At 67.4% G+C, this 23,834-nt stretch carries 21 protein-coding genes and 1 pseudogene; 10 read left to right on the top strand and 12 right to left on the bottom strand.

What is annotated here, in order from left to right:
• Positions 1-329: 329 nt before the first annotated feature.
• Positions 330-944, bottom strand: coding sequence for a hypothetical protein (locus ACBJ59_RS44065; protein WP_375116058.1), 615 nt, complete (start codon positions 942-944; stop codon positions 330-332).
• A gap of 691 nt (positions 945-1,635) precedes the next feature.
• The gene (locus ACBJ59_RS44060; protein ID WP_375116057.1) at positions 1,636-2,475 is read right to left on the bottom strand and encodes a transposase family protein; all 840 of its coding nucleotides are present in this window, start codon (positions 2,473-2,475) and stop codon (positions 1,636-1,638) included.
• A 288-nt stretch (positions 2,476-2,763) separates the two neighbouring features.
• Between ACBJ59_RS44060 and ACBJ59_RS44055 the strand changes: the two genes are divergently transcribed.
• The 6 genes from ACBJ59_RS44055 (at position 2,764) to ACBJ59_RS44030 (ending at position 6,071) form a co-directional block, all read left to right on the top strand.
• The gene (locus tag ACBJ59_RS44055; RefSeq protein ID WP_375116056.1) at positions 2,764-3,411 is read left to right on the top strand and encodes a hypothetical protein; all 648 of its coding nucleotides are present in this window, start codon (positions 2,764-2,766) and stop codon (positions 3,409-3,411) included.
• Positions 3,408-3,692, top strand: coding sequence for a hypothetical protein (locus ACBJ59_RS44050; protein WP_375116055.1), 285 nt, complete (start codon positions 3,408-3,410; stop codon positions 3,690-3,692). Before ACBJ59_RS44055 ends, ACBJ59_RS44050 begins: the two co-directional genes overlap by 4 nt.
• Complete coding sequence (locus tag ACBJ59_RS44045) at positions 3,689-5,245, top strand: hypothetical protein (protein WP_375116054.1); 1,557 nt, start codon at positions 3,689-3,691, stop codon at positions 5,243-5,245. Before ACBJ59_RS44050 ends, ACBJ59_RS44045 begins: the two co-directional genes overlap by 4 nt.
• 93 nt (positions 5,246-5,338) lie before the next feature.
• A complete protein-coding gene (locus ACBJ59_RS44040; RefSeq protein WP_375116053.1) occupies positions 5,339-5,521 on the top strand; it encodes a hypothetical protein in 183 nt (60 codons plus the stop codon).
• A 14-nt stretch (positions 5,522-5,535) separates the two neighbouring features.
• A complete protein-coding gene (locus ACBJ59_RS44035) occupies positions 5,536-5,802 on the top strand; it encodes a hypothetical protein (RefSeq protein ID WP_375116052.1) in 267 nt (88 codons plus the stop codon).
• Between the two features lie 2 nt (positions 5,803-5,804).
• Positions 5,805-6,071: a hypothetical protein gene (locus ACBJ59_RS44030; RefSeq protein ID WP_375116051.1), complete on the top strand. Its 267-nt coding sequence runs from the start codon at positions 5,805-5,807 to the stop codon at positions 6,069-6,071.
• 102 nt (positions 6,072-6,173) lie between these two features.
• Here the strand turns inward: ACBJ59_RS44030 and ACBJ59_RS44025 are convergent, their stop codons facing one another.
• On the bottom strand, positions 6,174-6,341 hold the full coding sequence (locus ACBJ59_RS44025) for a hypothetical protein (protein ID WP_375116050.1): 168 nt from the start codon (positions 6,339-6,341) through the stop codon (positions 6,174-6,176).
• Between the two features lie 412 nt (positions 6,342-6,753).
• Here ACBJ59_RS44025 and ACBJ59_RS44020 point away from each other — a divergent pair.
• A pseudogene (locus tag ACBJ59_RS44020) lies at positions 6,754-6,876 on the top strand (adenosine deaminase); the annotation flags it as partial.
• 96 nt (positions 6,877-6,972) lie between these two features.
• Here ACBJ59_RS44020 and ACBJ59_RS44015 read toward each other — a convergent pair.
• Positions 6,973-7,437, bottom strand: coding sequence for a hypothetical protein (locus ACBJ59_RS44015; RefSeq protein WP_375116049.1), 465 nt, complete (start codon positions 7,435-7,437; stop codon positions 6,973-6,975).
• 159 nt (positions 7,438-7,596) lie between these two features.
• Complete coding sequence (locus ACBJ59_RS44010; RefSeq protein ID WP_375116048.1) at positions 7,597-7,965, bottom strand: hypothetical protein; 369 nt, start codon at positions 7,963-7,965, stop codon at positions 7,597-7,599.
• A gap of 235 nt (positions 7,966-8,200) precedes the next feature.
• On the opposite strand from ACBJ59_RS44010, the gene ACBJ59_RS44005 reads away from it, so the two are divergent.
• Both ACBJ59_RS44005 and ACBJ59_RS44000 read left to right on the top strand, forming a co-directional pair.
• Positions 8,201-8,362 (top strand): hypothetical protein, encoded by a 162-nt coding sequence (locus ACBJ59_RS44005; protein ID WP_375116047.1) that lies wholly within the window; start codon positions 8,201-8,203, stop codon positions 8,360-8,362.
• Positions 8,363-8,932: 570 nt separating this feature from the next.
• Positions 8,933-10,042, top strand: a complete 1,110-nt coding sequence (locus ACBJ59_RS44000; RefSeq protein ID WP_375116046.1) for a cytochrome P450 — start codon at positions 8,933-8,935, stop codon at positions 10,040-10,042.
• A 43-nt stretch (positions 10,043-10,085) separates the two neighbouring features.
• Here the strand turns inward: ACBJ59_RS44000 and ACBJ59_RS43995 are convergent, their stop codons facing one another.
• Both ACBJ59_RS43995 and ACBJ59_RS43990 read right to left on the bottom strand, forming a co-directional pair.
• Entirely contained in the window at positions 10,086-10,934 is an 849-nt protein-coding gene (locus ACBJ59_RS43995; RefSeq protein ID WP_375116045.1) for a PIN domain-containing protein, read from the bottom strand.
• A gap of 76 nt (positions 10,935-11,010) precedes the next feature.
• Positions 11,011-11,943, bottom strand: coding sequence for an NAD(P)/FAD-dependent oxidoreductase (locus tag ACBJ59_RS43990; protein ID WP_375116207.1), 933 nt, complete (start codon positions 11,941-11,943; stop codon positions 11,011-11,013).
• Between the two features lie 161 nt (positions 11,944-12,104).
• Between ACBJ59_RS43990 and ACBJ59_RS43985 the strand changes: the two genes are divergently transcribed.
• Positions 12,105-12,251, top strand: coding sequence for a hypothetical protein (locus tag ACBJ59_RS43985; protein WP_375116044.1), 147 nt, complete (start codon positions 12,105-12,107; stop codon positions 12,249-12,251).
• Between the two features lie 117 nt (positions 12,252-12,368).
• Here ACBJ59_RS43985 and ACBJ59_RS43980 read toward each other — a convergent pair whose 3' ends face one another.
• The 5 genes from ACBJ59_RS43980 to ACBJ59_RS43960 all read right to left on the bottom strand — a co-directional run bounded on the left by ACBJ59_RS43980 (position 12,369) and on the right by ACBJ59_RS43960 (position 23,458).
• Positions 12,369-12,548 (bottom strand): hypothetical protein, encoded by a 180-nt coding sequence (locus tag ACBJ59_RS43980; RefSeq protein WP_375116043.1) that lies wholly within the window; start codon positions 12,546-12,548, stop codon positions 12,369-12,371.
• A gap of 124 nt (positions 12,549-12,672) precedes the next feature.
• Complete coding sequence (locus ACBJ59_RS43975) at positions 12,673-13,083, bottom strand: hypothetical protein (RefSeq protein ID WP_375116042.1); 411 nt, start codon at positions 13,081-13,083, stop codon at positions 12,673-12,675.
• Positions 13,084-13,093: 10 nt separating this feature from the next.
• On the bottom strand, positions 13,094-13,918 hold the full coding sequence (locus ACBJ59_RS43970) for a polymorphic toxin-type HINT domain-containing protein (protein ID WP_375116206.1): 825 nt from the start codon (positions 13,916-13,918) through the stop codon (positions 13,094-13,096).
• 105 nt (positions 13,919-14,023) lie between these two features.
• Positions 14,024-14,479 (bottom strand): SUKH-3 domain-containing protein, encoded by a 456-nt coding sequence (locus tag ACBJ59_RS43965; protein WP_375116041.1) that lies wholly within the window; start codon positions 14,477-14,479, stop codon positions 14,024-14,026.
• A 78-nt stretch (positions 14,480-14,557) separates the two neighbouring features.
• Entirely contained in the window at positions 14,558-23,458 is an 8,901-nt protein-coding gene (locus ACBJ59_RS43960) for a DNRLRE domain-containing protein (protein WP_375116040.1), read from the bottom strand.
• Positions 23,459-23,834 lie beyond the last annotated feature (376 nt).

Raw genomic sequence — 23,834 nt, 5'->3', positions numbered from 1 at the left:
TCCGCTCGGGCGGCACGTGCCTCGTCGCCGCCCGGGTCATCGCCTTGGCCGCGATCTTGCGAGCCTTGCCTGGCGCGTACGCCACGCCCTCCCGGCGCCGCACCAGCACCCGATGCGACCCGCCGTACGCGGCGAGGCAGGCATACACCGGCGCCACGTCCTTGCCCACCTCCAGGCACCGTCATACGTGCTCCACCCCCACGGGCGGTACCTCACGGGCCTTGGCGAAACGGCCCAGTGAATTAAGTTTTGCCCCGGTTTCCTTGGGGTGGGAAAACAAAAAAGGCCCCCAGGTGACTCTTGAGGGGCCTTTTTTGCGTTATTTGGTGCTATGGCGCAGTGGCACAGGCCACGTAGAGTGTTCCATTCTGATCCTCGCGAGTGACATTATCGACACGGAAGGTGACTGAGTTGGGCGTGACTGAAGGCGCGCCCGCCGCGTCCGAAGGGTATGCCTCGGCGAGTTCCACGAGCGTGCTCGGACCTGCGGGATTCTGTGGGAAGTCATAGCCGTGAAGGACTGGCACCTTATCTGAAGGACACTCGACGGTGAAGGTCGCGACACCGGCTCCCCCCGCACCCGGGCCTACAGTGAAGGGAAAGGCAACTATCTCGTAGCCCGTGAGACCCCCGTCTGACGGCGGCGGAGGTGTCGGCGTGGTTTGCTGCGCGCTCTGTGTACAGTTGTTGGTTTGACTGGTGGTTACCTGGTTGTGGTCGCCCTTGATGGAATTGTCGTTACGCGCCCCGGGAAGGCACAACACTGAAGGCGCTATGTTCGGGTTCGGGATGAGATTCGGGAGGACGTTCGCGTTCGGGACGACGTCGTCGATAATATCGATGATCGGGTGAGGGTCTGCGAGTGCTGGCGATCCGCTGCTGGCGATAACTGCGCTACTTGCTGAGATGGCCAGAACTGCGGCGAATTTCCCTATTTTGTTCATGCAATCCTCCTGGCTGCGTGTGATCCTCTGATCTGCGTGAAAGGTAGCGGTCATTGATCACCGTTCGCGGGGTTGACACCCGCTCGCCAAATGAGTTCATGAACGTTTTAACGATAGGAAGGACGTCTCTTCGCAGTTATTGGACAGGCGCCTAGCGTGCCAGACGGTAGGGCGGCCCACCATTGGACATTCCAGCGGACGTCTCGGAGCCGGCGACGCGGCCGGGGGCGCGCAGCGAGTCGCATAGTGGTGCGCGCGGAGGAGTTTGGGGTGGCGCCTCGTGGTGGTGAGAGCCGCTGGCGTCTTCGTCCCATACCCCAGTCTGGCTCTCGGGAGGCCGTGATCGCGCAGACAAGGTGGAGTGCACTGATCACGGGTGCGGCCGTTGTTAACCACGGCCCAACGGACATATATATGATCACTGTCGCACTGGTGGCATTGGCATTCCGTATGAGAACGCGGGGTTCGCGTGCACTCTCCTTGGATACCCGTTGGTAGGTGATCCGCTAGGCGAATGCTCGCGCTGCTTGCTGATCGCAAGGGCACTCAAGGAGATGATGACGGCGATCACGGATGCGATGCTGGTGATGATACTGAAGGTGGCCGCCCACCATTGGGCAGTCCAGCGGCCTTGGCGTAGTGGCGGGTCTTGTTGTGGGTCGGGGGCGACCATGCTCTCATTGACGTGATCTCAGCGAATTGCCGGTAGGTAGTTGTGCTCGAAATGTGTGAGGACAAGAGCGGCGCGTGCGATGTCGCCGATTGCGCTGGGGCTGGCGGTGATGTGCTGGAGGATCCGCCAGCGGCCTTTGAGCAGGGCGAACCCGCGTTCGCCGAGACAGCGCAGGGCGCGTAGGAGCCGGTTGTAGGTGCGATTGTCCGGGCTGAGGATCTGGTTGCCGTCAGGCTGCTTTATCGGCGCATGAATGCCGATTCCGGCGCCGTCGTAGCCGCTGTCGGCGAGGGTGGGCAGGCCGGTGGCGGCCACGGCGTACAACGCGCCCAGCACGTGTGCGCGAGCGGCGGTCAGATCGTGGACCGATCCTGGCTCGACATCGGCTATCCACAGGGGACGCCCGCCGGGTGCCGAAAGTGCTTGGATGTTGCCGGCGTGCCGGTGGGCCTTACCGGAGTACCAGGCGTCGATGGGCTCGCCCTTGACACTGGTGGTCAGCTCGGCGCAGCGATCGGTTGGAATCAGGGTGCCGTCCAGGATCACATAGTAGGCCAGCCCTTCGGCTTGGGCGTGGTCCAGAGCCTCGTGCAGGTCGGGGGCTTGAGCTGCGAGGACGTTGATCCCCTCGGCGATGTGGCGGCAGGCCGTGACCCGGGAGATGTGGTGATCGCGGCCTAGCTTGGGGATGTCGCACTCACCCCGAAACCAGCGCAGGATCAGCACCGCCTGCCAGAACGGGGTCAGCGCGCGACTGCCCTTTGGGGTGCCCACCCGCCGGCGTTCGTCCCGCAGCGACCGGGCAACGTGATGAACCAGCGCGCGGGAGACGTCGAGCATGGCACGATGAGTAATCACGTGGAGCCTTTCGGCCGATGGGGTTCTTGTGGTGAGAACTCATCTACCGGAGGCTCCACGTCTGTCTCCGGCCTTCGACGACTTCTCCCGATAGGCCCGAAACGTCACCTTTGGCGTCCCGAACATCCCCAAATCGCCCGAATTATTTCTCTGAGATCACCTCAGTGAACCTGGCTATCAGCCGACTCGGTCACAAGATCAGCGACAGAACCCGTTCACTTGTACATGGCTCTGCACTTGAACTGGTACGCCGACACCACCACCCACCCAAGGCCTCAACACGCCTACTTGACAGGGAAGCAGTCCAGCGCCTACAAGCGGGCCCGCGCCGCCGCGCGGGACGGCGCCAAGTTCACCACCGCGCTACGCCACCAGCATCCGTCCCCGGACCTGGGGTTTCTGGCGGATCTCCCGTTCAGCGCCGATCGCGGCGTGAACGCCGCGCTGGCCACCGCCATCGTCGCCGCCTGCCGGGCCGGATGCCGCCCTTGCCAGGACACCCTCATCCCGCGCCTGCTGACCGAGCGCCCCACGGTCGCCGTGCTGGCGTGCGCGGTGTTCGGGTGGCTGCCCGGCGTCGGGCTGGCGTCGGAGACCACTCGGGTCTGGCAGCCGCTCGCCCAGCAGGCGCACCGCGATGGCGACGGCACCGCGGCGTTCGACGCGGTCGCCGCCATGACCTCCGAGCAGGCATCCGACCTGCTGGAAGACGCGCTGGACATGTGGGCGGCGGGCGCCGCCGACGTGCACCTGGTTGAGCTCGACGACCCGGACATGGACGCCGGCGACCTGGACGCCACCCCGTTCTACGCGCTGTACCCGATGACCGTGCCGACGGCCATGGGCCGTTGCCCGGGCTGCTGCTGGCCCCCGAGACACCCGCCGCCGGGCCCGCCGATCTGCGCGCCCGCTGCGCCTGGCCCACCTGGGACATGACCGTCCTGCCGGACCTCGACACGTCCTGGCGGGTCCGGATGGAGATCGGCTCCCGCTCCGTCGCCACGATCGCGCACATCGACGCCGAGGGCTTCGACGACGTCCTGCTGTGGCAGGCCTCGGAGGCGGTGCCGCTGCCCGACGAGTGGTTCGAGCTGGTCGACCGAGCCCAGCACATGCTGCTGGCCGGCCCAGCTGCCGACTCCAGCGACGCGGCCCTGCAGGCCGCCTGCGACGCCGGCGAGCTGCTCGCGGTGGTCGGGCGGGTGAGCTTCCTATGACCGACACCCAGCAGACCACGCCGACCACCGAGCCCGGCACGACGGCCGTGGCCAAGCCGCGCCGGACGACCGCGCACACCGCCGCCCAGCTGCAGACCGCGCTCGGCTGGAACCAGGCCCAGTTCGGCCGCGCCGTGGCCGCCGGCGTCATCCCGCCCTGCGACATGAAGACGCCGCGCTGGTCCGGCAGCACGGTGGACGACCTGGTGGCCCGCCGCAACGAGCTGGCGGTTATGATCCCCGACCTGCTCGACGACAGCCAGCTCATGGGCGTGCTCGACCTCAGCTTCGGCGACTGGCGGCGTGCTCGCGAGGCCGGCCTCATTCCCGACCCGGCGCGGCCGCCGTACTGGACCAGGACGCAGGCCGACGCCCTGACCGAGCACGCCAGCCAGCTGCGCGGGCAGATCCCGCCGCAGCCGCTCGGCGCCCGCCGGTGTGCCGAGCTGCTCGCCGAGCTGACCGGCCTGCAGGTCGACCAGGCCGACATCGGCGACCTGGCCAAGCGCGGGCTGGCCAGCGTGGTCGACGACTACAAGGGCTGGCCCCTGTACGACGTCGCCGCGCTGCGCGCCATTCCCGGCGATGCTGAGCGTCTGGCCGTGCTGACCGAGGTCGTCGCCGAGCGGCTGGCCCGGCTGGCCAGCTCCCTGACCATGCGCGAAGCCGCCGACGTCCTGGGCTGGCGCGAGTACGACCTGGAGTGCGTGGCCACCGAACGGCACCTCAAGCCCGGCCGGTTCGATCGCTACGCCCGCACCGACATCGCCGCCCTGGCCGAGGACGAAGACCTGATGGAACAGGTCCGCCGCGATCAGCTGCTCGGGCCTGAGCAGGCCGCCGAGCACGCCGAGATGCGGCGCCGGGACTTCGACTACTGCGTGGCCGCCGGCTGGGTTTCCCCGACCACCTACGTCGAACGCGAGGTCGGCCGCCGCAAGACCGTCGACGTGCCGCTGTACGCCGTCGGCGACATCGAGGACATGCTCCTCATCGAGGGCGTGGACTGGGAAGCCGTCCGCGCCGTCAAACCCGGCGAAGTCTCGCCCCTGCGCGAGCACACCCGCCTGCCGATCAGCCGCGCCCAGGCCGTGCGCGGCTTCTGCGCCCAGCTCAGCGCGGACTACTCGGTCGAGGTGTGGCCACACTGGTGGAACGCCGGCGACCGCTGGGAGATCGACTGGGAATACCGCGAAGACGGTCACCCCACCAAGACCGAGGTCGCGGCCGCGCTGGCCGCCCACCCCGGCGCCGCCCAGCACGCCGACCGGATCACCCTGTCCACCGAGGTCGGCGAGGTCATCCGATGGGCCCGCTCCGCCCTGAGGCCCGGCCGCGCCGTGGTGCTGGACACCGAGACCACCGGCCTTGACGGCGTCGTGATCGAAATCGCGGTCCTGGACGCCGCCACAGGAGAAACCCTGCTCGACACCCTGCTCGACACCCTGCTCGACACCCTGGTCAACCCCGGCCCTGTCCCAGTCGAGCCCGGCGCCCGGGCCGTGCACGGCATCACCGACGCCGAACTGGCGGCCGCCCCGTCCTGGGAGTAGGTCGCCCCGGCCTTCCTGGCCGCCATCCGCGGCCGCCACGCCCCGGCCTACAACGCCCCGTTCGACGCGGGCCGGATCCTCACCACGCACAGCATGGCCGGCCTCGACGTCACCGAGCTGCCCCGCCCCGACCACTGGTGGTGCCTGATGCAGGCCAGCTCCGTCTGGGCGCGCGTCGGCTACTGGCTGCCGCTCGGCGGCGGCCACCGGGCACTTGGCGATGCCCGCGACGCCCACAAGCCGCTGCATGCGATCGCTTCCCCGATCGCACGCTGACGAGGGAGACAAGCATGAAGATCCGCCTGGTCGGCACCACAGAAGAAGCCGAGACCGCCGCCGCCCTGATCGCTACCGTAATGACCCTGCTGGAAGACTCCGGCCCGCGTGCCCGCCGCGGCGGAGGCCTGCAAATCCAGCGCTACCTCGAGGTCCGCCTCACCCCGCCGCAACCGCCGGCGTCGTCCGATCCGCCGCCCCGCCCGCAGCGGCACGGCTCGCGTCCCGAACCCGAGATCACGGACCGCCCGGACGCTATCGACCTTGCCGAATGGAGCTGAACATGACCGACCCGAAGGATCCAAAGGAGGCGCGCGGTGAACCCGCCCAGCACGCCTTCGAGACCGCAGGTCGCCTCCAACTACTCGCCGAGCACATGGACATCGTCGGCTGCCGCATCGACGGCTTCAGCACCGACCAGCTGAAGGAGTTGGCGAACCTGCTGCGCGGCACGGCGATCCGGGCCGCACTCGCCAGCGACAACGAGGCGATCGTCAGCATGGTCATGGGTAAGCCGATGACGAAGCTCGACCCCGAGCCTCCCCTTTGAGCAGCCCGGCGATGAGGGAGCGTGCAGAGAAGGATGCCCCAGGGCGTCCATAGATCGACCACGGCCACAGCCATGGCCGGTAGTCGTGATCAGGGGCCCCGCCTACTCGGCGTCCATGGAGGCGTCCAGCACGTACAACCGCTCCCGGTCGGCCGCGGGCAGCGACCGGAACTCCTCACTGTCCAGGAAGGCCTGCTGCACCTCGGGGCGCAGCGCGCGCAGCAGGGACACCGCCACCCTGTCCATGTCGACGGGCTCGTCAGTGGCCATAGTCGGCCCCCTATCCCTTGAGGATCGGCCGCACACGGGCGCGTCGCCGATCGACATCGCCACCAGCTCCGGCCGCTGAGGGATAGGCGTGAGGAGCTCTTTGCGATCTCGCGCCATGCCGGTGGCGATCTCGTCCCCAGGTGGCGCCAGCCGCTCGGATGGCGGTGACGGCCATGACCAGGACGGCGCGGGCCTGGGCGAGCAGGGGGGCTCCGCCCGCCGCCGGGGTGGCGATCAGGCGGCGACGGGGAAGCTGCCGGGCCCTGCGGTCACACGCCCTGTGGGGCGGACAACGAGGAAGGAAATGATCGGCAGACGAGGTGGTCTTCGGCGGGGCGCGGGGACGGCTGACCCGCGAGACGCTCTGAGCGTGGGTGGTTGGTATGGGGTGTTGGTGCGGAGCATGGCGCACAGGACGTCGCAGTTGACCGCGATACGGCACCGGGTCCGGTCGATGGAGATCGCCGAGCTGGCGATCTCCGACCGCGCCGAGGCGGGCTACCCGCCCACCCGGCACCTGGACGAGTACCTGCAATCGCCTGATGAGCGGCACCTCGATTTCGACGAACGCCTGGCCATCATCGGCAACGTCATCAAGTCCTGGTACGCCGACCAGCTGAAAGCCTGAGCGTCAGCGGCCCGGGTGTACGTACTGGTTGTATCGGGACAGGCTGATGTTGCGACGCTTAGTGCCTGATCCGGTGTAGAGCCACACCTCCAGGTAGACGCTCGATATGCCCTTGGTGCTGGGAGGGGTGATGTTTCCGAAGTTGGTGCCGTCGTCGCCGCAGCCGTTGCTGTCCGTCCTCACGGCGCTTTTCCCGGTGGTTCCGTCGGTGTAGTGCCACCAAGCCCGGGCCTGCACCGGCCTGTTGTCGCCGGGACAGAGGTCGCGCACCGTGAAGTTCCGAAAGATGACCTTCCTCCGGTTGACGAAGTCGACGGTCGTCGTGACGAGCGCGCCACCGCCGGGGATCCCGGTGTCCACGCGGACGCGGGCGGAGGACACTCCGTCTCTCGCCTGCGCCGGGCTTGCCACCAGCAGCCCGCTCAACGCTGCGATTGCCAGCGCGGCGCCCAGCATGCGTGTCTTCAACAGTCCTCCAGCAAGAGATGTTTCGGTTGGTTCGGTTGGCCTTGGAGCGTGCACTTCAGCGCTTCCGCGTGGCCGGCGGGGGGAGATGTGCGAGGTATCGCCTCGTGGCGGATCGCGACGAAGAATGGCGATCGATGGTGCGGGGGCCCTGTCTGAGCGTCAGGTCTGGAAGGTGAACGTCCCGCGCAGGACGGTGCCTCGCCCGCTCCAGTAGCTCTCGTGGACGGCCCGGTAGGTGACGTTGTCGAAGGCGGGGAGCACCGCGCAGGTGGCGCCGGGGTGGCGGATGTTGTCGTCTCTGACGACGATGGGCTTTCCGATCACACCCGGGCGGGTCAGGGTCACCTCCACCCAGGCTGTCCCTGTGGTGTCATCCGCCCGGACGCACAGCTCGTTGGCAGGGTCGGCGTAGCGGACGATCCCGTCTCCGACATCCCGTTGAAAACTCGCCGCCAAGGCCGGTTGCGCGAGAATGACGCTCGCCACCGCGACAGCGACTCCGACGGTGACCGTTTTGAGCGGGTTCATCGTTCTTCCTTCTCTCGGACGAAGATCAGCCCGCCGGAGTCGCCTGGTGCCAGGGGGTGGAATACGGCCTCCGACGAGGCTTCTGACATGAGCGATCCCGGCGGTCCGAGGTTCACCGGAGTGATCGTTGCACTCGCCGGCAGCAGCGTGGAATACGCCGGGAATACGCCTGGTCCATCCGGCATCGAGAGATGACTTCGGGCGGAACCCCTTTGCCGGGGGCGCCTGTCTTTGCGTGACGCTGAAGGAGTTGGGGGGTGACGACGATCAGCGGCCAGATGCTCCGGCAACCCAGCTGATCGTCAGAAATGCGTCAACGGGTGCCCGCCTGCTGGACGACGTCCGCGAGCGACCCGGCCTGCGCGAAGCGGCCCGCGAGATCAACGCCCAAAGGTGAGTGTCGAGCACTTTACGCACACCGCTCATCGCGTAGCTATCTCCTGCGCTGCCAGGACTTCGTGAGGTCCGATCCACCTACCGGGCACCGTTCGGGATCCGTGCAGGTTGATCAGTCCGGCGCGTATGCCCGCATGTACGGAACCGTGGTCACGGTGCGGCTGGTGCCCGCCGCGCCGGCGGGTGAGGCCGCCGCGTCCGGCTGAGACAGAGGGCGCCTACCTGTTGCGTTCCGCTGCCGGGTGGGAAAAGCCACATGATCGCGGCGAGCAGATCGTGGAGGGGACGACCGCCGGGTCCCGCATGATCCGGTCGGCCGGGGACAGGCTACGGTGGCCTCAGATCCCAGTTCGGCACGGCGACCACGCGCAACCCGCTGTTTCCCAGGGGCGGTGGTCTTGACCGTTGGCGGCTTGTTGCGTACGTTCCCGGCGAGCTTGTTGGACGATGGCATCGCCTGGAGGCGGTTGTGACAGAACAGTCCAGCACCACTTCGACCTGGCCGGACCTTCCTCCCGGACCGTACGGCACACCGTCACCCGACCTACCCCGCCGCTACGCAGAGGCGCCGATGGAGGTGGTGACGCTACCCAGCGGCGACCGGGCACCGATGATCGTCCGGTACGCGGATGTCCGCAACGTGCTCACCTCGCCGGCCAGCAGCCGCAACCTGCGCGAGCCCGGCCTGCCTCGCATGGTGCGTGGCATGTTCCTGGATGACGACCCGGCGGCGCTGATGAACCAGGATCCGCCGCAGCACACCCGCTACCGGCGCATCCTGCACGGCACGTTCACCCCCAGGCACATCGAGCGCTGGCGGCCCCGTGCGGCGGTCATCGCCGGCGAGCTGATCGACGCCGCTGGCCAGGAGTTTGACCTGGTCGCGGACTTCGCACTGCCACTGCCAGCCCGGGTAATCTGCGAGATGCTCGGCGTGCCGATGGACCGCTTCGACCAGGTGCGCAGCTGGACGGAGATGTTCCTGTCCACCTCCGACGCCAGTGCCGACGCCCGGGCTCAGGGATTCGCCGCGTTCACCGCATACGCGCGCGAGCTGATAGCCCAGCACCGAATCGACCCCGGCGAGGACCTGATCGACCTGCTCATCGCGGCACGCGACGATGACGACGGGCTCAGCGAGGACGAGCTGACCAACATGGTGTACACCCTCATCCTGGCCGGGCATGAGACGACCGCCTCAATGATCATCCGGGGGACCTTCCGCCTACTCTGCCACGCCGACCAGTACGCCGAACTCGCAGCGCATCCCGAGCTGGTCGATCCGGCGGTGGAGGAGATCCTGCGCCACGAAGCACCCGGCTCCAACGGCATGCTCCGGCGCGTCACCGAGGACCTCGAGGTGTCAGGCGGAACGATCCCGGCCGACACGGTCGTGCTGCCCAATCCTTGGGCCGCCGACCACGACCCCTCGGCGTTTCAGGACCCGCTGCGGTTCGACGTGCACCGGTTCACTGGCACGGCGCCCACCCCGCACCTGGCCTTCGGCCACGGCCCGCACTACTGTCTGGGCGCGAACCTGGCCAGGATGGAACTGCAAGAAGCGTTCCGCGCCCTCGTTACGCGCCTGCCAGGACTGCACGCCAAGGAGGAGCTGTCGGCCGTGGCGTGGAGCGACGGGTTCGTCTACCGGCCGCTCCGGCTGGTGGTCAAAGCAGCATGAGACTGACACGTGCGGGCCTGGCGCACACGTGACCGACGCCAACCTAGGTACGGGGCGGCTCTTCAGCTGCGAGTTCCATCCTCCGCTTGATCACCTTCAGATCAGCCTGCAGCCCACGGGTGGCCTGGCCGGTGTCGTAGGTGAGCAGGGTAATCGGACGGGCGGCCAGCACTTCGATCGCCTTCGCCCTGTCGATGATCTCGTCGTCGTTGATGGGAAGCCGTGTGTGCCCGGGCGGGTCGAGCACGATCTCAACGCTCACGTCCCTGGTGGCCACCTCGCCGTCCGGTCCGGCCTCGCCGCGGCGGGAGAAGATGCCCCGGGTGGGGGAGACGAGCAGGCGATCGAGGACCGCGAGGGTGTGTCCTGCCCGCCATCGGGTGTGGCTCTTGCCGTGCTGCTTCAGGGTGTCGAGCTCGTCCACGACCACCATGGGGAAAAGCAGGTGAACTGCCTCGTACTCGCGCGCTTGTACGAGAGCGCCGAAGTCGGTCTTGTCGAAACGGTCTGCGTGCTGGATGTAGAAGCTAGAGTCGGCGACCATGTAGTGGCTCAGGTCGCTCCAGTTCTGCACCTGCTGCTCAAACGCTCGGATCGCCTTGGTCAGGTCATCTACCCGTTCGGCTAGTTCCATCCGGACGATATGGGCCACGCCTGCGATCTTTTGGCTCCCTGGCATGCCGTACGTCGTGGATCCGATGATCTGTTGTAGGGCCCAGTGCCTGCGGGAAAGGATCAGTCGATCGATGTCGCGGGTGGCGAGTTGCCCGCGAAGATGTGCTGCCATCTCCGCTGACCAATGCAGGTATGCGATGCAGAGGTCATCTGCTTCTCCGCTGAAATGGCGCAGGTTGGTGGTCTTCTCCAGGACATAGGTCAGAGACTGACGCACGCTTCGACGGTCTGTGCCCGGCAGGGGAGTAATCAGCACCGCAACAGAATCGCAGATGGGATGTCAAGAAGGCGCATCAGCCCAGGACTGTGCCCGAGTTCTCGGCGCCGCGGGGACGCTTGCGGGAGAACGCCGAAAGGTCTATGGCCAGGCCGGTGTGCTCGCCGACGAATCGTACCGGCCGTTCGTCGTGATCTACGCCGTTCTCGGTCTGTTCGATGATCGCGGCGAGGAACTTGCCGACGACCGGCGCGTTCTTGAACTGGTTGCCGCTCGTCCCCATGGCGACGTAGAACCCGTCCAGCTCCGTACGGTCGTAAATCGGCGTCCAGTCGTCGGCGACGTCGTAGACTCCCACGACCCCGCGAGCCCGATTCGGTATCTCCAACGCCGGTAGCCGTCGCGCAGCCCTCGTCACCTGGGCCTCGAACACCGCCGTCGTCGGATGCGCGGTGACGGCATCCGGGTCGTCCACCCACTGCAGCGGGTCGCATTCCGGTTCCGTACCACCCACCAGCAGTCCCCCGCCGGCCTCACCGCGCAGGTAGATACCCAGGTCCATGTCCGCGACGCAGATCCCGGCGCGGTTGTCGGCGCCGAAACCCGCGGGGGCCGCGACGTGCGCGACCTCCTGCCGTAACGGCCGGCATCCCACGGTGAAGTCGGATCCGACCGAGGCCAGCTCGTTGATGCGGGTCGACCATGGGCCTGCGGCGTTGACCACCACGCCGCAGGGGATCCTGCTCCCGTCCGCGAGTGTCACCGCGGTGACCCGGCCATGAGCCCGCTCGATCCCGCGCACCGACGTATGGAACCGGAACTCGGCACCGTGTGCCCGCGCGGCGGCGGCCAGATTCTGCGCCGCCAGTTGCGGATCGTTCACGAACCCCGCATCAGGTGTGTACACGGCACCCAGCGTGGTTTCGGTCTCTGCCCAGAACTCGTCGTCGTCGATACGTTTCGGTGGCCAGTACCTGCCGACGTCGATACCCAGGATCCGCTCCGACAGGTCCGCACTCGTCCACTCCTCGAACGGGATACCCGCGTTCCGGAACAGTACGGCGGCTACTCACCCGAGCGGAAGGTCTCCCTCCTGATGCCATCGTCAACCTGACGCCCGCGCAGCGGGCCGACCCGTGGCCGCGCGACTACGAGATCCTCACGCAGATCTTGGAGGAGATCGCGGTGCTGGCGGCCGACCGGCGTCGGCCGAAACCGCGCGAAGCGCGACGGCCGGACTGGATCGGAGGCAAGGGGAAGAAGGGCATCGACCGGGCGTTCGGCATCATGGCCTCGACGGCGAACACGATCAGGTAGAACGGGGCGGCAGAGCATCTGCCGCCCCGCTCCGCGTTGCCCACTCACATGGGGGCGGCCGCGAGCAGGGAGCCGGCCGACACCTGGAGCTGCCCGCTCAACTGCTCCAGCACGACGTCAGGCGCGTAGAAGCCGGTTGCGGGTGTCGTGGTCGGCGCTGCGGATCTGGTTGCCTTGAGGCTGCTTGATCGGCTTGTGGACGCCGCCGAGCCGGGCGGCATTTTCGGTGTGGGAAACGAGCGACGCACTGAACGAGCGCGTCGCGGCAGACGACGCGCCCGGGAGATACGCATACATGCCAGCGGTCCCACCGCGACAATTCGGTGGGACCGCCGTTTCGACGTCAGCCGCGCACGCTACCCGAGCAGCCCGTGGTGAGTGACCCGGTCAGAGCGCTTACCGAGCCGCCCGAGGGCGGGCCTCAGCCGAACCCTGAGAACCGCGGATGATATTCAGGTCGACCACACGTGAGGATCCTGCGAAGCCCCAGCAGGATCTCCGCCATGTCCACCTCCTCGCCGACGATCTCGAACTCGTACTCCGAGTCCCCCAGGCGCAGATCACGTGCGGCTTCGCTGGTGAAGACGACCTTGATGAGGTTTCCACGCGCCTCGATCTCGCGCACGCAACCGAACTTGGTCAGCCCAGCCTCGTTCGAGACGCAGTAGCTCTCTCCCTCGGGCCAGTTGCCGCCCTCCTCGTACTCGTTCCGCCGGAGATCGCACTGAAAATGGAAGGCTCGTCCGCCGCCATCTTCCGACTCTGCAATCCCCACCAGAAGCAGTGGTGGATGCTCCTCGACACCCGCCGCTCGAGCGACGATCGAGATCAATGTGCTTCTCCTAACTACCAGGTCCACGCCACCAGAATTGACGAGCACCATTCTCGACCCAGGTGTACACCCAGTTCGTCCCTGTTTCCGCGGCCGCCTCTTCCATGGCGACCTGACACCAACTGCATGGAGGCAACTGTCCCTCAAGGTAGTAGGTGTCGCCGGCGACGGCAGGCGTTCGGCCCAGCAGCGGATCGTCACCCGCCTTCCAGAACGGCCAAGGAGCTCCGGCGGCGCGAGTGGCACGGGCCTCCGTGTGGGTCGCCATGCCCCCCTTCCAGGGCCCCTGCGCCGCCTCCGCCGGTGTCCGTCCGCCCGACCAGAACGTGACTGGACCGGCTTCTCCGGTTTCGGCTCCTCGTGCCACACCCTTGGAGTTGAAGACCGACACCTCCGCGATATGGCCCGGTGCGCAGCCGGTGTTGTGGACGAGGCGGTCGGCCTCTCCAGCGGCCGTGTAGTAGGTGTGGATGTCGGCGATCGACAGGTTGTGGACGCGCTGGCCCTGCCGCACCTCGTGCTCGATCGCGGTGATCTGGACGTACGTGCCCGCAGATGTCTGCAGCCACATGCCCGGCCTGAGCTCGCCGGCGTCCGTCCAGCGGTCGTACTCGGGCACCCAGATCGGGTGGCGGTCCGTGGCGATCACCGTGCCGGTCCTGCCGCCCCGGTCGCCGTCCACGTCCACGGTGATGGACACCAGACGCTTGACGCCCTTGCTGGTGATCGTCTTGAGCACCGGCTTCGCCGCCGTCCGGCCGCTGGCCGGGTCGGTGGCCACCACCTGGTCGCCGGCCTTCAACCGATCGATGGCCTTGTGGGTGCCGTCGGCCAGCAGGACCTTGGTCCGGGAACGAAGTTGACCGGGCGAGCCTTGGCCGCGCCGCCGGGCTGGAAGGTTGGGTCCGCTGCCACGTCCGGCCGAGGCGATGGTTTCCGGTCAGTCTGGCGGATCTATCTTTTGGCGCCCGTACAGCTCCTTCGGAGCAACTCCACGGATGAGATTTTCGAGGCCTTCTGGAATCGTCCCGTAGCAAGCGATCCAATTCGCCACAAGGTAGATCCTCCCCACCTCGTCGATCCCCAGGAAGAAGCGTCCGCCGTCCAGTTCTCCGAGCGGGTACAAGGAGTGCCCGATGACCTCGGACCAGTCAATAAATCGATCTTCTTCCCCGTACGCCAACGATGGGTCCAGCTCAAATGGCTCAGGCGCGCCGCCGCCTGAGCTGCTGTCTACGCTTAGACCTCCGAACTCCGACAGAAAACGGGCCGCGGAATCGTGCAATTGGATTCCGTTCGCACTGAAGTGGGATCGCCACTCGCTGATGTCGATCCCTCGTCCGCGTTCCCAGCCGGCGGCACGTAGTACCAGTTCCGCCTCTACGGAGAGTTCCATGAAACGAGAATAGCAGCAGAGGCTCGGCTGTCGAGCCACGTATGAGGCCCGACAGCCAGTGCCTGCTCTAGTTTCCGGTCATCTGGTCAGGAAGTTCAGGTTGTAGTGCTCTACCAAATGCTCGCAGCTGTTGCATGGTCCGACAGGAACCCCGTGGCTCGAGTGGTTAATGTCACCACGAATAAGAACGGCAGCTGCCGAGGAGCCGGTTGGGTTCAGCCCTGCATTGAGAGCTTCGGTTAGACACACAGCCAGGCCGCAATTTCCGTGCCCTGCCCCTCGGGCTCCGGGCACGTCGGGAATCGCATCGAGAATCTGCTGAACATCCGGATGCAATTGGGGTGCACCCCCCCGAATACTCGGGCTAGAGAAGATCTGACCACCGGGTAACTCAATTGCCTCCGCGACCACAGGGCGAGCACGACTGGGACGAATGACCGAAGCTCGATCGGCTTCGGCCTTCGCCGCATCGATGCAACCGGTGTTGTGGACGAGGAGGTCGGCCTCTCCAGCGGCCGTGTAGTAGGTGTGGATGTCGGCGATCGACAGGTTGTGGACGCGCTGGCCCTGCCGCACCTCGTGCTCGATCGCGGTGATCTGGACGTACGTGCCCGCAGATGTCTGCAGCCACATGCCCGGCCTGAGCTCGCCGGCGTCCGTCCAGCGGTCGTACTCGGGCACCCAGATCGGGTGGCGATCCGTGGCGATCACCGTGCCGGTCCTGCCGCCCCGGTCGCCGTCCACGTCCACGGTGATGGACACCAGACGCTTGACGCCCTTGCTGGTGATCGTCTTGAGCACCGGCTTCGCCGCCGTCCGGCCGCCGGCCGGGTCGGTGGCCACCACCTGGTCGCCGGCCTTCAACCGATCGATGGCCTTGTGGGTGCCGTCGGCCAGCAAGACCTTGGTCCCGGGGACGAAGCTGCTGGTCGGGCAGGCCTTGGCGCCGCCGCTGGGCTGCTTGACGGTGACCTTGGTCTGGCCGGTGACCACCCGGGTCGTCGGGGTGGACGCGGTGGCATGCGCCTTGTCGGCCGATTTCTTGGCTGTCTTGGCTGCTTGTTCCGCGCGTAAAGCGGCCATGATGTCGGGTGCCGTACCGCCGTTCTTGGCGATCAGGTTGACCCGGCGTGAGGCGGCGGCCAGGGCCTTGGCCGCGCCGTCGACACGGGCCGCGGTCTTGGCGGTGTTCCCGGCGGTGCCGGTGATCTTGACGGCTGTCTTGACCCACTTCACGCCGGTCGCGGCGGCCCCCACGAACGGGACGGCACCCGCCAGTGACAGTGCCGCGTCGACGTAGTTGCCCTCCAGGGCGTACCAGCCCGCGTTCGCGAGGTCGGCGACCTCGCCCACGACCGGCACCATGCCGGCCACGTCCAGCGCCAGGTGGCCGATGTCCGACAGAGACAGGCCGAACAGGTGGCCGTCGATCTCCACGTAGGTGATCGGGTTGCCGCCGGCGAAGGCGTACCGGTTGCCGGTCCACGGGTCGGCGGCCAGGTCGAGATCGTCCAGGGCGCCGTTGAACCAGTCCCGCTCCAGGAAGCGGTTGATGCCGGGCAGGTAGTCGCGGGCGCCCATGTCGTACGACTGCGACGCCTCGTCGTACCGCTTGTTGTTGTACCGGAAGCTGTTGTACGGCTCCTTGTCCGGCTGCGTGGCGTCGTACTTGTCGATGCCGGTGAACAGCACCTTCTCGTCGTTGCCGTAGGCGGTGTAGCCGTAGGTGGCCCGGACCGTGCCGCCGTCTCCGCTGATGGCCTCGACGTCGCCGCGCATGTTGAAGCTGTAGAAGGAGTGCTCGCGCACCCCGCCGACCAGCTTCATCTGCGACAGCCGCTGCCCCGGCGCACCGTAGTAGTACGCCTTGATCTGCGCCCCGCCCTCGGATTCGGAGACGACGTCCTCGGAGGTGCCCAGGTACTCGTACGTGGTGGTCTTCTCGCTGCCGGTCCCGGCGTTCTTGGTCCGGGTGACGGTGCGGTCCATCGGGTCGTAGGTGTACCGGGTGGTCTTGGCGTTCAGCCCGGACCCGCCGATGTACTCCTTGACGTGGTCGAACCCGTCGTACTTGTACTTGGCGGTCTGCTGGCCGGCCTGGGTGATGGTGTCCAGGCGGCCGTAGGGGTCGTAGTTGTAGACCGAGGTGGCGCCGCCGGCCGCGGTGGCCGTCATCAACCGGTTGCGGTCGTAGTCGAACTTGGTGGTGGTGCCTTCGACGGTCTGCTCGATGACGTTGTTGTTGGCGTCGTGGACGTAGGTCTCGTCCTTCAGCGGCTGGCCGGTGACGACCTGCTTGCCCACCTTGGCGACCCGGTCGCGCGGGTCGTAGGTGTAGGACAGCTGGTGCTCGAGGTAGGAGCCGGGGCTGTCGGCGTTCTGCAGCTTGACGTGGTCGCTGGCGCGGTGGCCGTTGCCCTGGTATCCGACCTCGTGCGAGGCGACCAGGGTGCCGTCGGACTTCTTCTCGGTCCTGGTGCGGGCCAGGCCGTCGAGGAAGTAGTCCAGCTCGACGACGTTGCCGTTGCCGGCGACCATGCGCAGCAGCTCGCCGCGGGCGGTGTAGGAGAAGGTGGTCGTCTGGGTGTCGGTCGTGTTGACGGCCCGCTGGTTGACCACCGTGGCGATGGCGTCGCGCACGTCGTAGGTGAAGTCGGTGACCAGGCCGTCGTGACGGCGCTGGGTGGGGCTGCCGACCTCGTTGTAGGTGTAGGAGGTGACGTTCTTGACGGCACCGTCCTTGGACTCGGTCACCGACTTGATCTGACCGAGCTCGGTCCAGACCATGTCGTAGGTGTCGATCCGGCGGCCGGAGCTGTTGTCGGTCAGCTTGTCCAGCTGCCCGTTGACGTCGTAGACGTACTCGAACTTCTTCTGCTCGGTGTCCGTCTCGCCGGAGTTGTCGCGCACCAGCTTGACGGCGTCGGCGGCGACCGTGCCGTTGGCGGCGTCGGTCAGCGTGATCATCTGGGTGCCGGTGGAGGTCACGTTGCGCTCGCCGACCTGGCTGACCGGCGGCGCGGCGTCGCTGAAGTCGTACGAGCCCAGCGACACCCACTCGCCGGCGTTCCTGGTCTGGTCGACCTTCACCTGGGTGCTGCCACCGCCGTGGGTGACCTGGTACGGCGCGTCCGTGGCGGTGGCCCCGGACGGGTAGCGGACGAACACCTCGTACTGCCCACCGGCGGGCATGGTGAGGTTCCAGGTCATCGACGACTGCCCGGTCCCCGCGGGGGCGAGGTCGTAGTCGTAGCCCTGGAAACCGGTACCCGCCGCGGCGGGAGCCCAGGTGGTGCCGACGGTGGTGACGTTCTGGAAGTCGGAGTTGTCGACCAGGACGGTGTCCTTGCCGACCGGCGTGCCGTCGTCGGTGTGCGACTTCAGGTTGCCGTCCAGGTAGTAGTCCCACGTCAGCGTGCGGGAGGAGGAGCCGCCGGAGGCGTGCAGGGTGCGGTTGATCTGCTGGCCGATGTCGTTGTACTCGTAGGCGGCCGTCAGGTCCCACGCGTCCGTGGTCGTACGGGTCCAGCCGTTGTCGTAGAACGTGGAGACCGTGTCGTTGCGCACCGTCTCACCGGAGGACGGCGGCGCCGACACCTTGGCCAGGTTGCCGACCTCGTCGTAGAAGTACTTGACGCTGTCGGGCTTGTTGTAGCGCGGGTCGTCCTTGTCGTACGGGTAGACCTGCTCCTCGACCCGGTTCAGCTTGTCGTAGCGGGTCTCCTCGACGAAGTCGTCGGGGTCGTCGGCGGTCTCGACGCCGCGCGGGGTGATGACCTTCGTTCGGTTACCGGCCGGGTCGTACCGGAACTCGGTGACGACGTACTTGATCGCCCCGTTCGTGGACGAGTGCGGCACCTTGGACTGCTTGACCAGACCGCGCTCGTCCAGCACCAGCTCGGTCCGGTTGCCTTCCTGGTCGATGACCGCGGTGGTCTTGTTGTCCTTGTCGTACTCCCACGACACCGCATGCCCAGCCGCGTCGATCTTGGACGTCTGCCGGTGGTCGAGGTCGTACACATGCCTGACGGAGTAGTCCTCCGGGTCGGCCGTGTTGTTCTTGCGCGGATCGACGATCTTGAGCGTGTTGCCGACCTCGTCGTAGAAGTACGAGGTCCTGCCGCCCTCGGCGTCGGTCACCGTGTCGAGCTGGTAGAGCTTCGTGTAGGTGTAGCCGGTGGTGTAGTCGTCCGGGTCGTCGGGCGTCAGGTTGCCCAGCGGCTCGGTCTGCTTGGTCACGTTGCCCAGCACGTCGTACTCGGTGGTGAACTTGCGTTCCTTGCCGTCCGGATACCGCGGGAGGCCCACCTCGATCGGCAGGTCGCCCTTGTCGTAGACGGTCGTCTCCACCGCGCCGTTGGAGGCGGTCTGCTTGACGACGTTGTCGTTGAGGTCGTACTCAGGGGCCGGCGTGACGATGAACTTGCCGGCGTTCTGGTCCTTGGGCACCTTCGTCTCGAGTCGGCGCTCGAAGATGTCGTACGAGATCTCGGAGACCTTGCCCTTGGCGTCCTCTGCCTTGACGATCAGGCCGCGGTCGTCGTAGGTGGTGGTGCTGACCCGGTCGTAGGCGTCGGTCGTCTTCTCCGGGTAGCCGCTCGGGTGATAGTCGGTGAACTCGGTCTCGTGGTTGTTGGCGTCGATCGCCTTGAGGACCTGGCCGTGGCCGTCATAGACGTACCGGGTCGAGTAGTCGTCGGGCGTCTCGGTGAGCGTCCCGGCGGGGTCGGTCACCCGGGTCAGGTTGCCCTTGTCGTCGTAACCGAAGGTCCACCTGCGGCCTTCGGGGCTGGTCTTCTCGCTCAGGTCGGCGACGTTGCCCTTGTAGGCGGGGTCGTAGTCGTACTTGAGCGTGGTGCCCGGCCAGCCGTTCTTGTTGGCCTCGGCACTCTTGATCGTCAGCGGGTAGCCGGTGCGCTGGTCGTACTCCCACGTCTTGTAGGCCTGGTTCGGCTCGGTGAGCTTGGTGACGTTGTGGTCACCGTCCCACTCCAGCGTGGTGGTCTTCTCGTCGGCGTTGGTCACCGAGGTGGGCCGGCCGTAGGCGTCCATCACGTACTTCGTCTGGCGGGTCAGCTCGTCGGTGACGCTGGCGTGCATCACACCGCCCTGCGACCCGTCCGGGTCGAGGTAGCCGAACTGGTACGTCGCCCCGCGCCGGGATGTGATCGTCTCCAGCTTCCACTTGTCCTTGGGGTCGACCGGCGCTTCGTAGTAGGTCAGCGCCGTGTCGTTCCCGCGCGGGTCCTTGACGCCGACCAGCTTGACGTTCCTGGTGCCCTGCGTGGCGTCATAGGTGAAGCGGAACGTCTTGGCCTGCTCGTCCCCCGCGCCGTCGACCATCTTGGCCATCAGGCCCTTGTCGGTGTAGGCGAAGGTGAGCTTGCGGCCGGCGATGTCGGTGATCGACTCGACGTTGTCGATGATGTGCGGGTTGGTCAGCTTGGAGTCGCTGACGTCGTTGCCCTCGTCGTCGACGTAGGTGTAGTCCTGCCCCTTCTTGTAGTAGGACAGCCTCAGCGTCTGGCGGCCGGTCGCGTCAGTGATCGACTGCAGGAATTTGGTGGGCTTGTTGTTGGACCTGCGCCGCTCGTAGGTGAACGACATGGTGTTGCCGTTCTTGTCGACGATGGCCGACTGGAAGCCCTCGGTGTCGAAGAAGAACTGCGTGCGGTCGGGCTTGGTGAACACCCAGGCGCGCTGCTCGGCCAGCTCGGCGGCGTTCGGCTGCCCCTCGAACCCGGCCGGGTCGACCCGCTGCAGGTAGAGGTGCACGCCGCGCGGATGCTTGTACGCGCACGTGTCGAAGTCGCAGTCGGCCTGGTCCGGCGGGTCGAGCGTCCACACGTGCGTGGTGCCGTCACCGTCGGTCAGGCGCACCTGGCCGGGCCAGGACTGGCCGGGCGGGTGGAACTTCAGCTGTGAGCCGAGCTTGGACAGGGTCGAGGTCTGCAGCGACCAGCCGTAGCCGAGGGAGGCCGCGGAGGTGTCGAGTGAGTTGTACGTCATCCGGACGTTTGTCGCGATGCCTCTCGACGGGTTGCTGATCGGGGCGTAGGACCACGTCACGTTGCCCGCGTACAGGTTGGCCGCCGCTGACGAGCCGGCCCCGGTCGCGAGACCCGTGTACTGGTAGAACTTCTCCAGCCCGAGCAGGTCCGAGGTGGGCGAGTCGATGCGGATCTGCTGCGGCAGCTCGGGCAGGTGGTGGGTGGCCGACTTCCAGTTGTTGGTGACGGTGTCCTGCACGTCCCACACCAGTTGCACCCCGTCGGCCAGGTTGGTCGCGGCCGGCGCCTTGACATCGGTGTGGACCACGGCCGACTCGCCGGGTGCCAGGCTGACGGGCAGGGGCGTCCTGAGCTGGTTGTCGGGCGCGGAGATGTCGGTGCCGTCGGGCAGCTTCCAGTGGTAGGACACCACCGTCCTGCCGGCGTCCCAGGTCTCGGTGGTGGTGTTGGTGACCACGACCGGGATTTGCCTGGTCTCGCCGGCGTCCAGCCGTTCCGGCGTGCCGGGCACGTAGAAGGCCGTCTTCTCCTTGTACGTCACGCGCAGCCGGGGCCGCAGCACCGGCTCTTCGGCCTCGCCCGACAGGAAGGACACCGACTGCTTGGCCGTGCCGGCCTCGTCGGCGACCTTGACCAGCAGCCCCTTGGCGGCGGCCGGGTCGGTGAGCCACGCCTTGGCCGCATCCGTGACCGCCCACTGGCGCCAGCCCGGCGTGGCCGTCACCGCGCCGAGCGTGCTCAGGGCGGCGGCGTCGAAGTCGCCGCCCGCGCTCGTCCACGGGGCGGTCCAGGTGGCTGACTCGTCGAAGTCCCTGGTCAGCTTGTGGGCGGTGAAGCCCGCGCCGGTGCCGGTGGCGTTGGCGCCCCACAGGGACAGCGTGGCCTGGGTGATCTCCGCGTCCGCCGGCACCCTGTCGGCGAAGTCACCGAACCTCAGCACAGCGCGGGTGTTGCCGAGTGCTGTGGCGGTGTTGCCGACCTGCACCCGCTTCTGCCCGGCGACCTGGTCGTGGCCGACCGACGGTTCGCCGGCCGACAGCGTGGTGTCGGCGTCGGCGTACACGAGGGTGGTGATCTCGCCCGGCCTGGGCAGGATGGCCCGCAGTTCCTGCGACGGCGAGGTCTTGCCGTTGGCCAGCACCGCCTCGACCCAGTAGCTGGCCTCATGGATGTAGGACGGGTCGGCCACCGCTTCCGGCTCGCCGCCGCTGGCGGTGTCGGTGTAGGAGGTGACGTCGGCCGGCAGCGTGGTCACCAGCGTGTCGTAGCCGTCGGAGAAGCCGCCGCCGATCTGGCAGCCGGACGGGCAGGTGCGGTGCAGCTCGTAGCCGACCAGGTCGTCCGAGGCGTCGCCGGGGGTCGGGTCCGCGTAGGCGGTCCAGGACAGCGACGCGCCTACCGAGGTGGCGGTGGTGACCGGCTTGAGCGTCACGCTCGGCAGGCCGTAGGTGACGACCAGCTTGGGGGTGTTGGCCTGCTCACCGACCATGCCGTCGCCGCCGTACGCGCTCTCGGTCGCGGCCTCGTACACCGGGCCGCCGACCGGGGCCGCCGCCGACTCGTCGCTCGCCTTCAGCAGCAGGCCGTTGGTCCAGAACGGCTGCGACAGCCAGCCCTGCACCACGTTCGTGACGTTGAAGGCGTGCCAGCGCGACAGCTCATTCGGCTGCCGCGTCACGGTGGCAGCGGCCATCGGGTTGAACGTGGGCTGGCTGTTCCAGGTCACCCCGGAGGCGCCCCAGTCGGAGGTGATCTCGTGCGCGCCGACCGTCACCGCGCCGGCCTCGCCCAGCGCCTGGTCGAAGTAGACCTCCAGGCGGGCGTCGTCGACCAGCACGTCCTGGTCCGGCAGCGCGTCCACGACCTGGATGTTGATCAGCGACCGGTTGATCGCGCCGGTGCTGGTCTTGCCCACCGGGAGCTGCCAGGCGCTGCCGAAGTTGCCGGTCTTGGAGGCGGAGCTGACGTAGGCGTCCTCGGCCAGCGCCCAGTCCGGCTGCAGCGCGATCGTGGGGTCGATCACCACCGGCCACCTGCGGTCGGCCGCCGCCAGCCAGGCCGGGTCCGGCTTCAGCGTGATGGTCGCCTCGGCGCCCTGCTGGGTGACCTCCTGCGTGACCGCGTCGGAGTGGCGCTTGCCGTACGGGGAGGCCGGGTCGTCCACGGTGTCGAACATGAACGGCTTCGGGATGGCGAACGCCGCCGTCCCGTCCTCGCCGAGGAACGCGATCGACCCGTCCGGCCGGGCCTCGGCCTTCAGGCCGCCCGTCTTGACGGTGAACGCGAGCGACGTGCCCGCCGCCGGGGGCTTGGTCAGGACCAGGTACTCCTTCACCCCCTCGGAGGTGACCGCGTAGACCAGGTCGGCGCCGTCCCACACGCCCGGGTACGTGACGGTCGAGCCTGCCACCTTCGGGGTCAGCTGCCGGCCGTCGCCGGCCACGCCCAGGGTGAGCTGCCGCCCGTCGGCCTTGACCTGCAGCAGCTTGTCCGACCTGTCGCCGAACCGGGTGCTGTATCCGGCCTTGTCGTTGCCATGCGTGAAGCCGTCCTCCGACACCCCCTCGACCCGGGTGTCGATCGGCTGCCACTCGCCCTTGGCGTCCCGGTAATGGATTGGCCGGGCCGAGATCTCGGCCTGCTGCCGGCCGTCCTCGAGCTCGTACACGGTGGCGAAGCGGGTCCGCTTGCCGGGCACTTCCTTGACCCGCTTGCCCGGCGGGGCGACCTCCCGCCGCTGCTTGGCCGGACCGGAGGTCAGCCCCGGCAGGGTGGCCTTCTGGCCGCTCGGGCGCATCTCGCCCTTCGGCTCCTCGGTGAACCAGCTCGCCACCTGCGCCGCCAGCCAGGTCGAGGCGCGGGAGACGAAGTTCGGCTCTCCCGGAGCCCCGGCCACGGTCTGCGCGGTGGCGGGCGGTGCGGGGGCCGTCGCGATCAGCAGCGTCGCCGCCATCACGACGGTGATCAACGTACGTAAGCGACCACGGGGTAACTGTGACACGGGCACACTCCAGATAAGGAGGATCTAAAAGATCCACAGCGCAAAAACACCCGAATCACGCCATAAATCGACACATCCGGTCAAGAACCACGGAAGGTGACTTACCGGAGTAGGGGAATGCACTGGCGAAAGGCGCCCGGCGCTGCGGAGATCCGCCCAGCGGCGGGAGCCCCAGGTGGACCCGCCAGATCTCACGGAGAGTGAAAGCCACAGGTCGCCGCGACCACCCCGTGCACGCCCGAAGGTCGATTCCCAGCAAACTCACAGCCTGAAAAGCTGCTGTGAGTTTCGCACACGCTTTCTAAGAGGACGGCCACCGGAATCAGGGATGATCACCCACCGT

Source organism: Nonomuraea sp. MTCD27 (assembly GCF_041950495.1).
Classification (GTDB): domain Bacteria; phylum Actinomycetota; class Actinomycetes; order Streptosporangiales; family Streptosporangiaceae; genus Nonomuraea.
The sequence above is the reverse complement of the archived record's forward strand: the minus strand, read 5'-3'. Positions and strand labels throughout refer to the sequence as shown.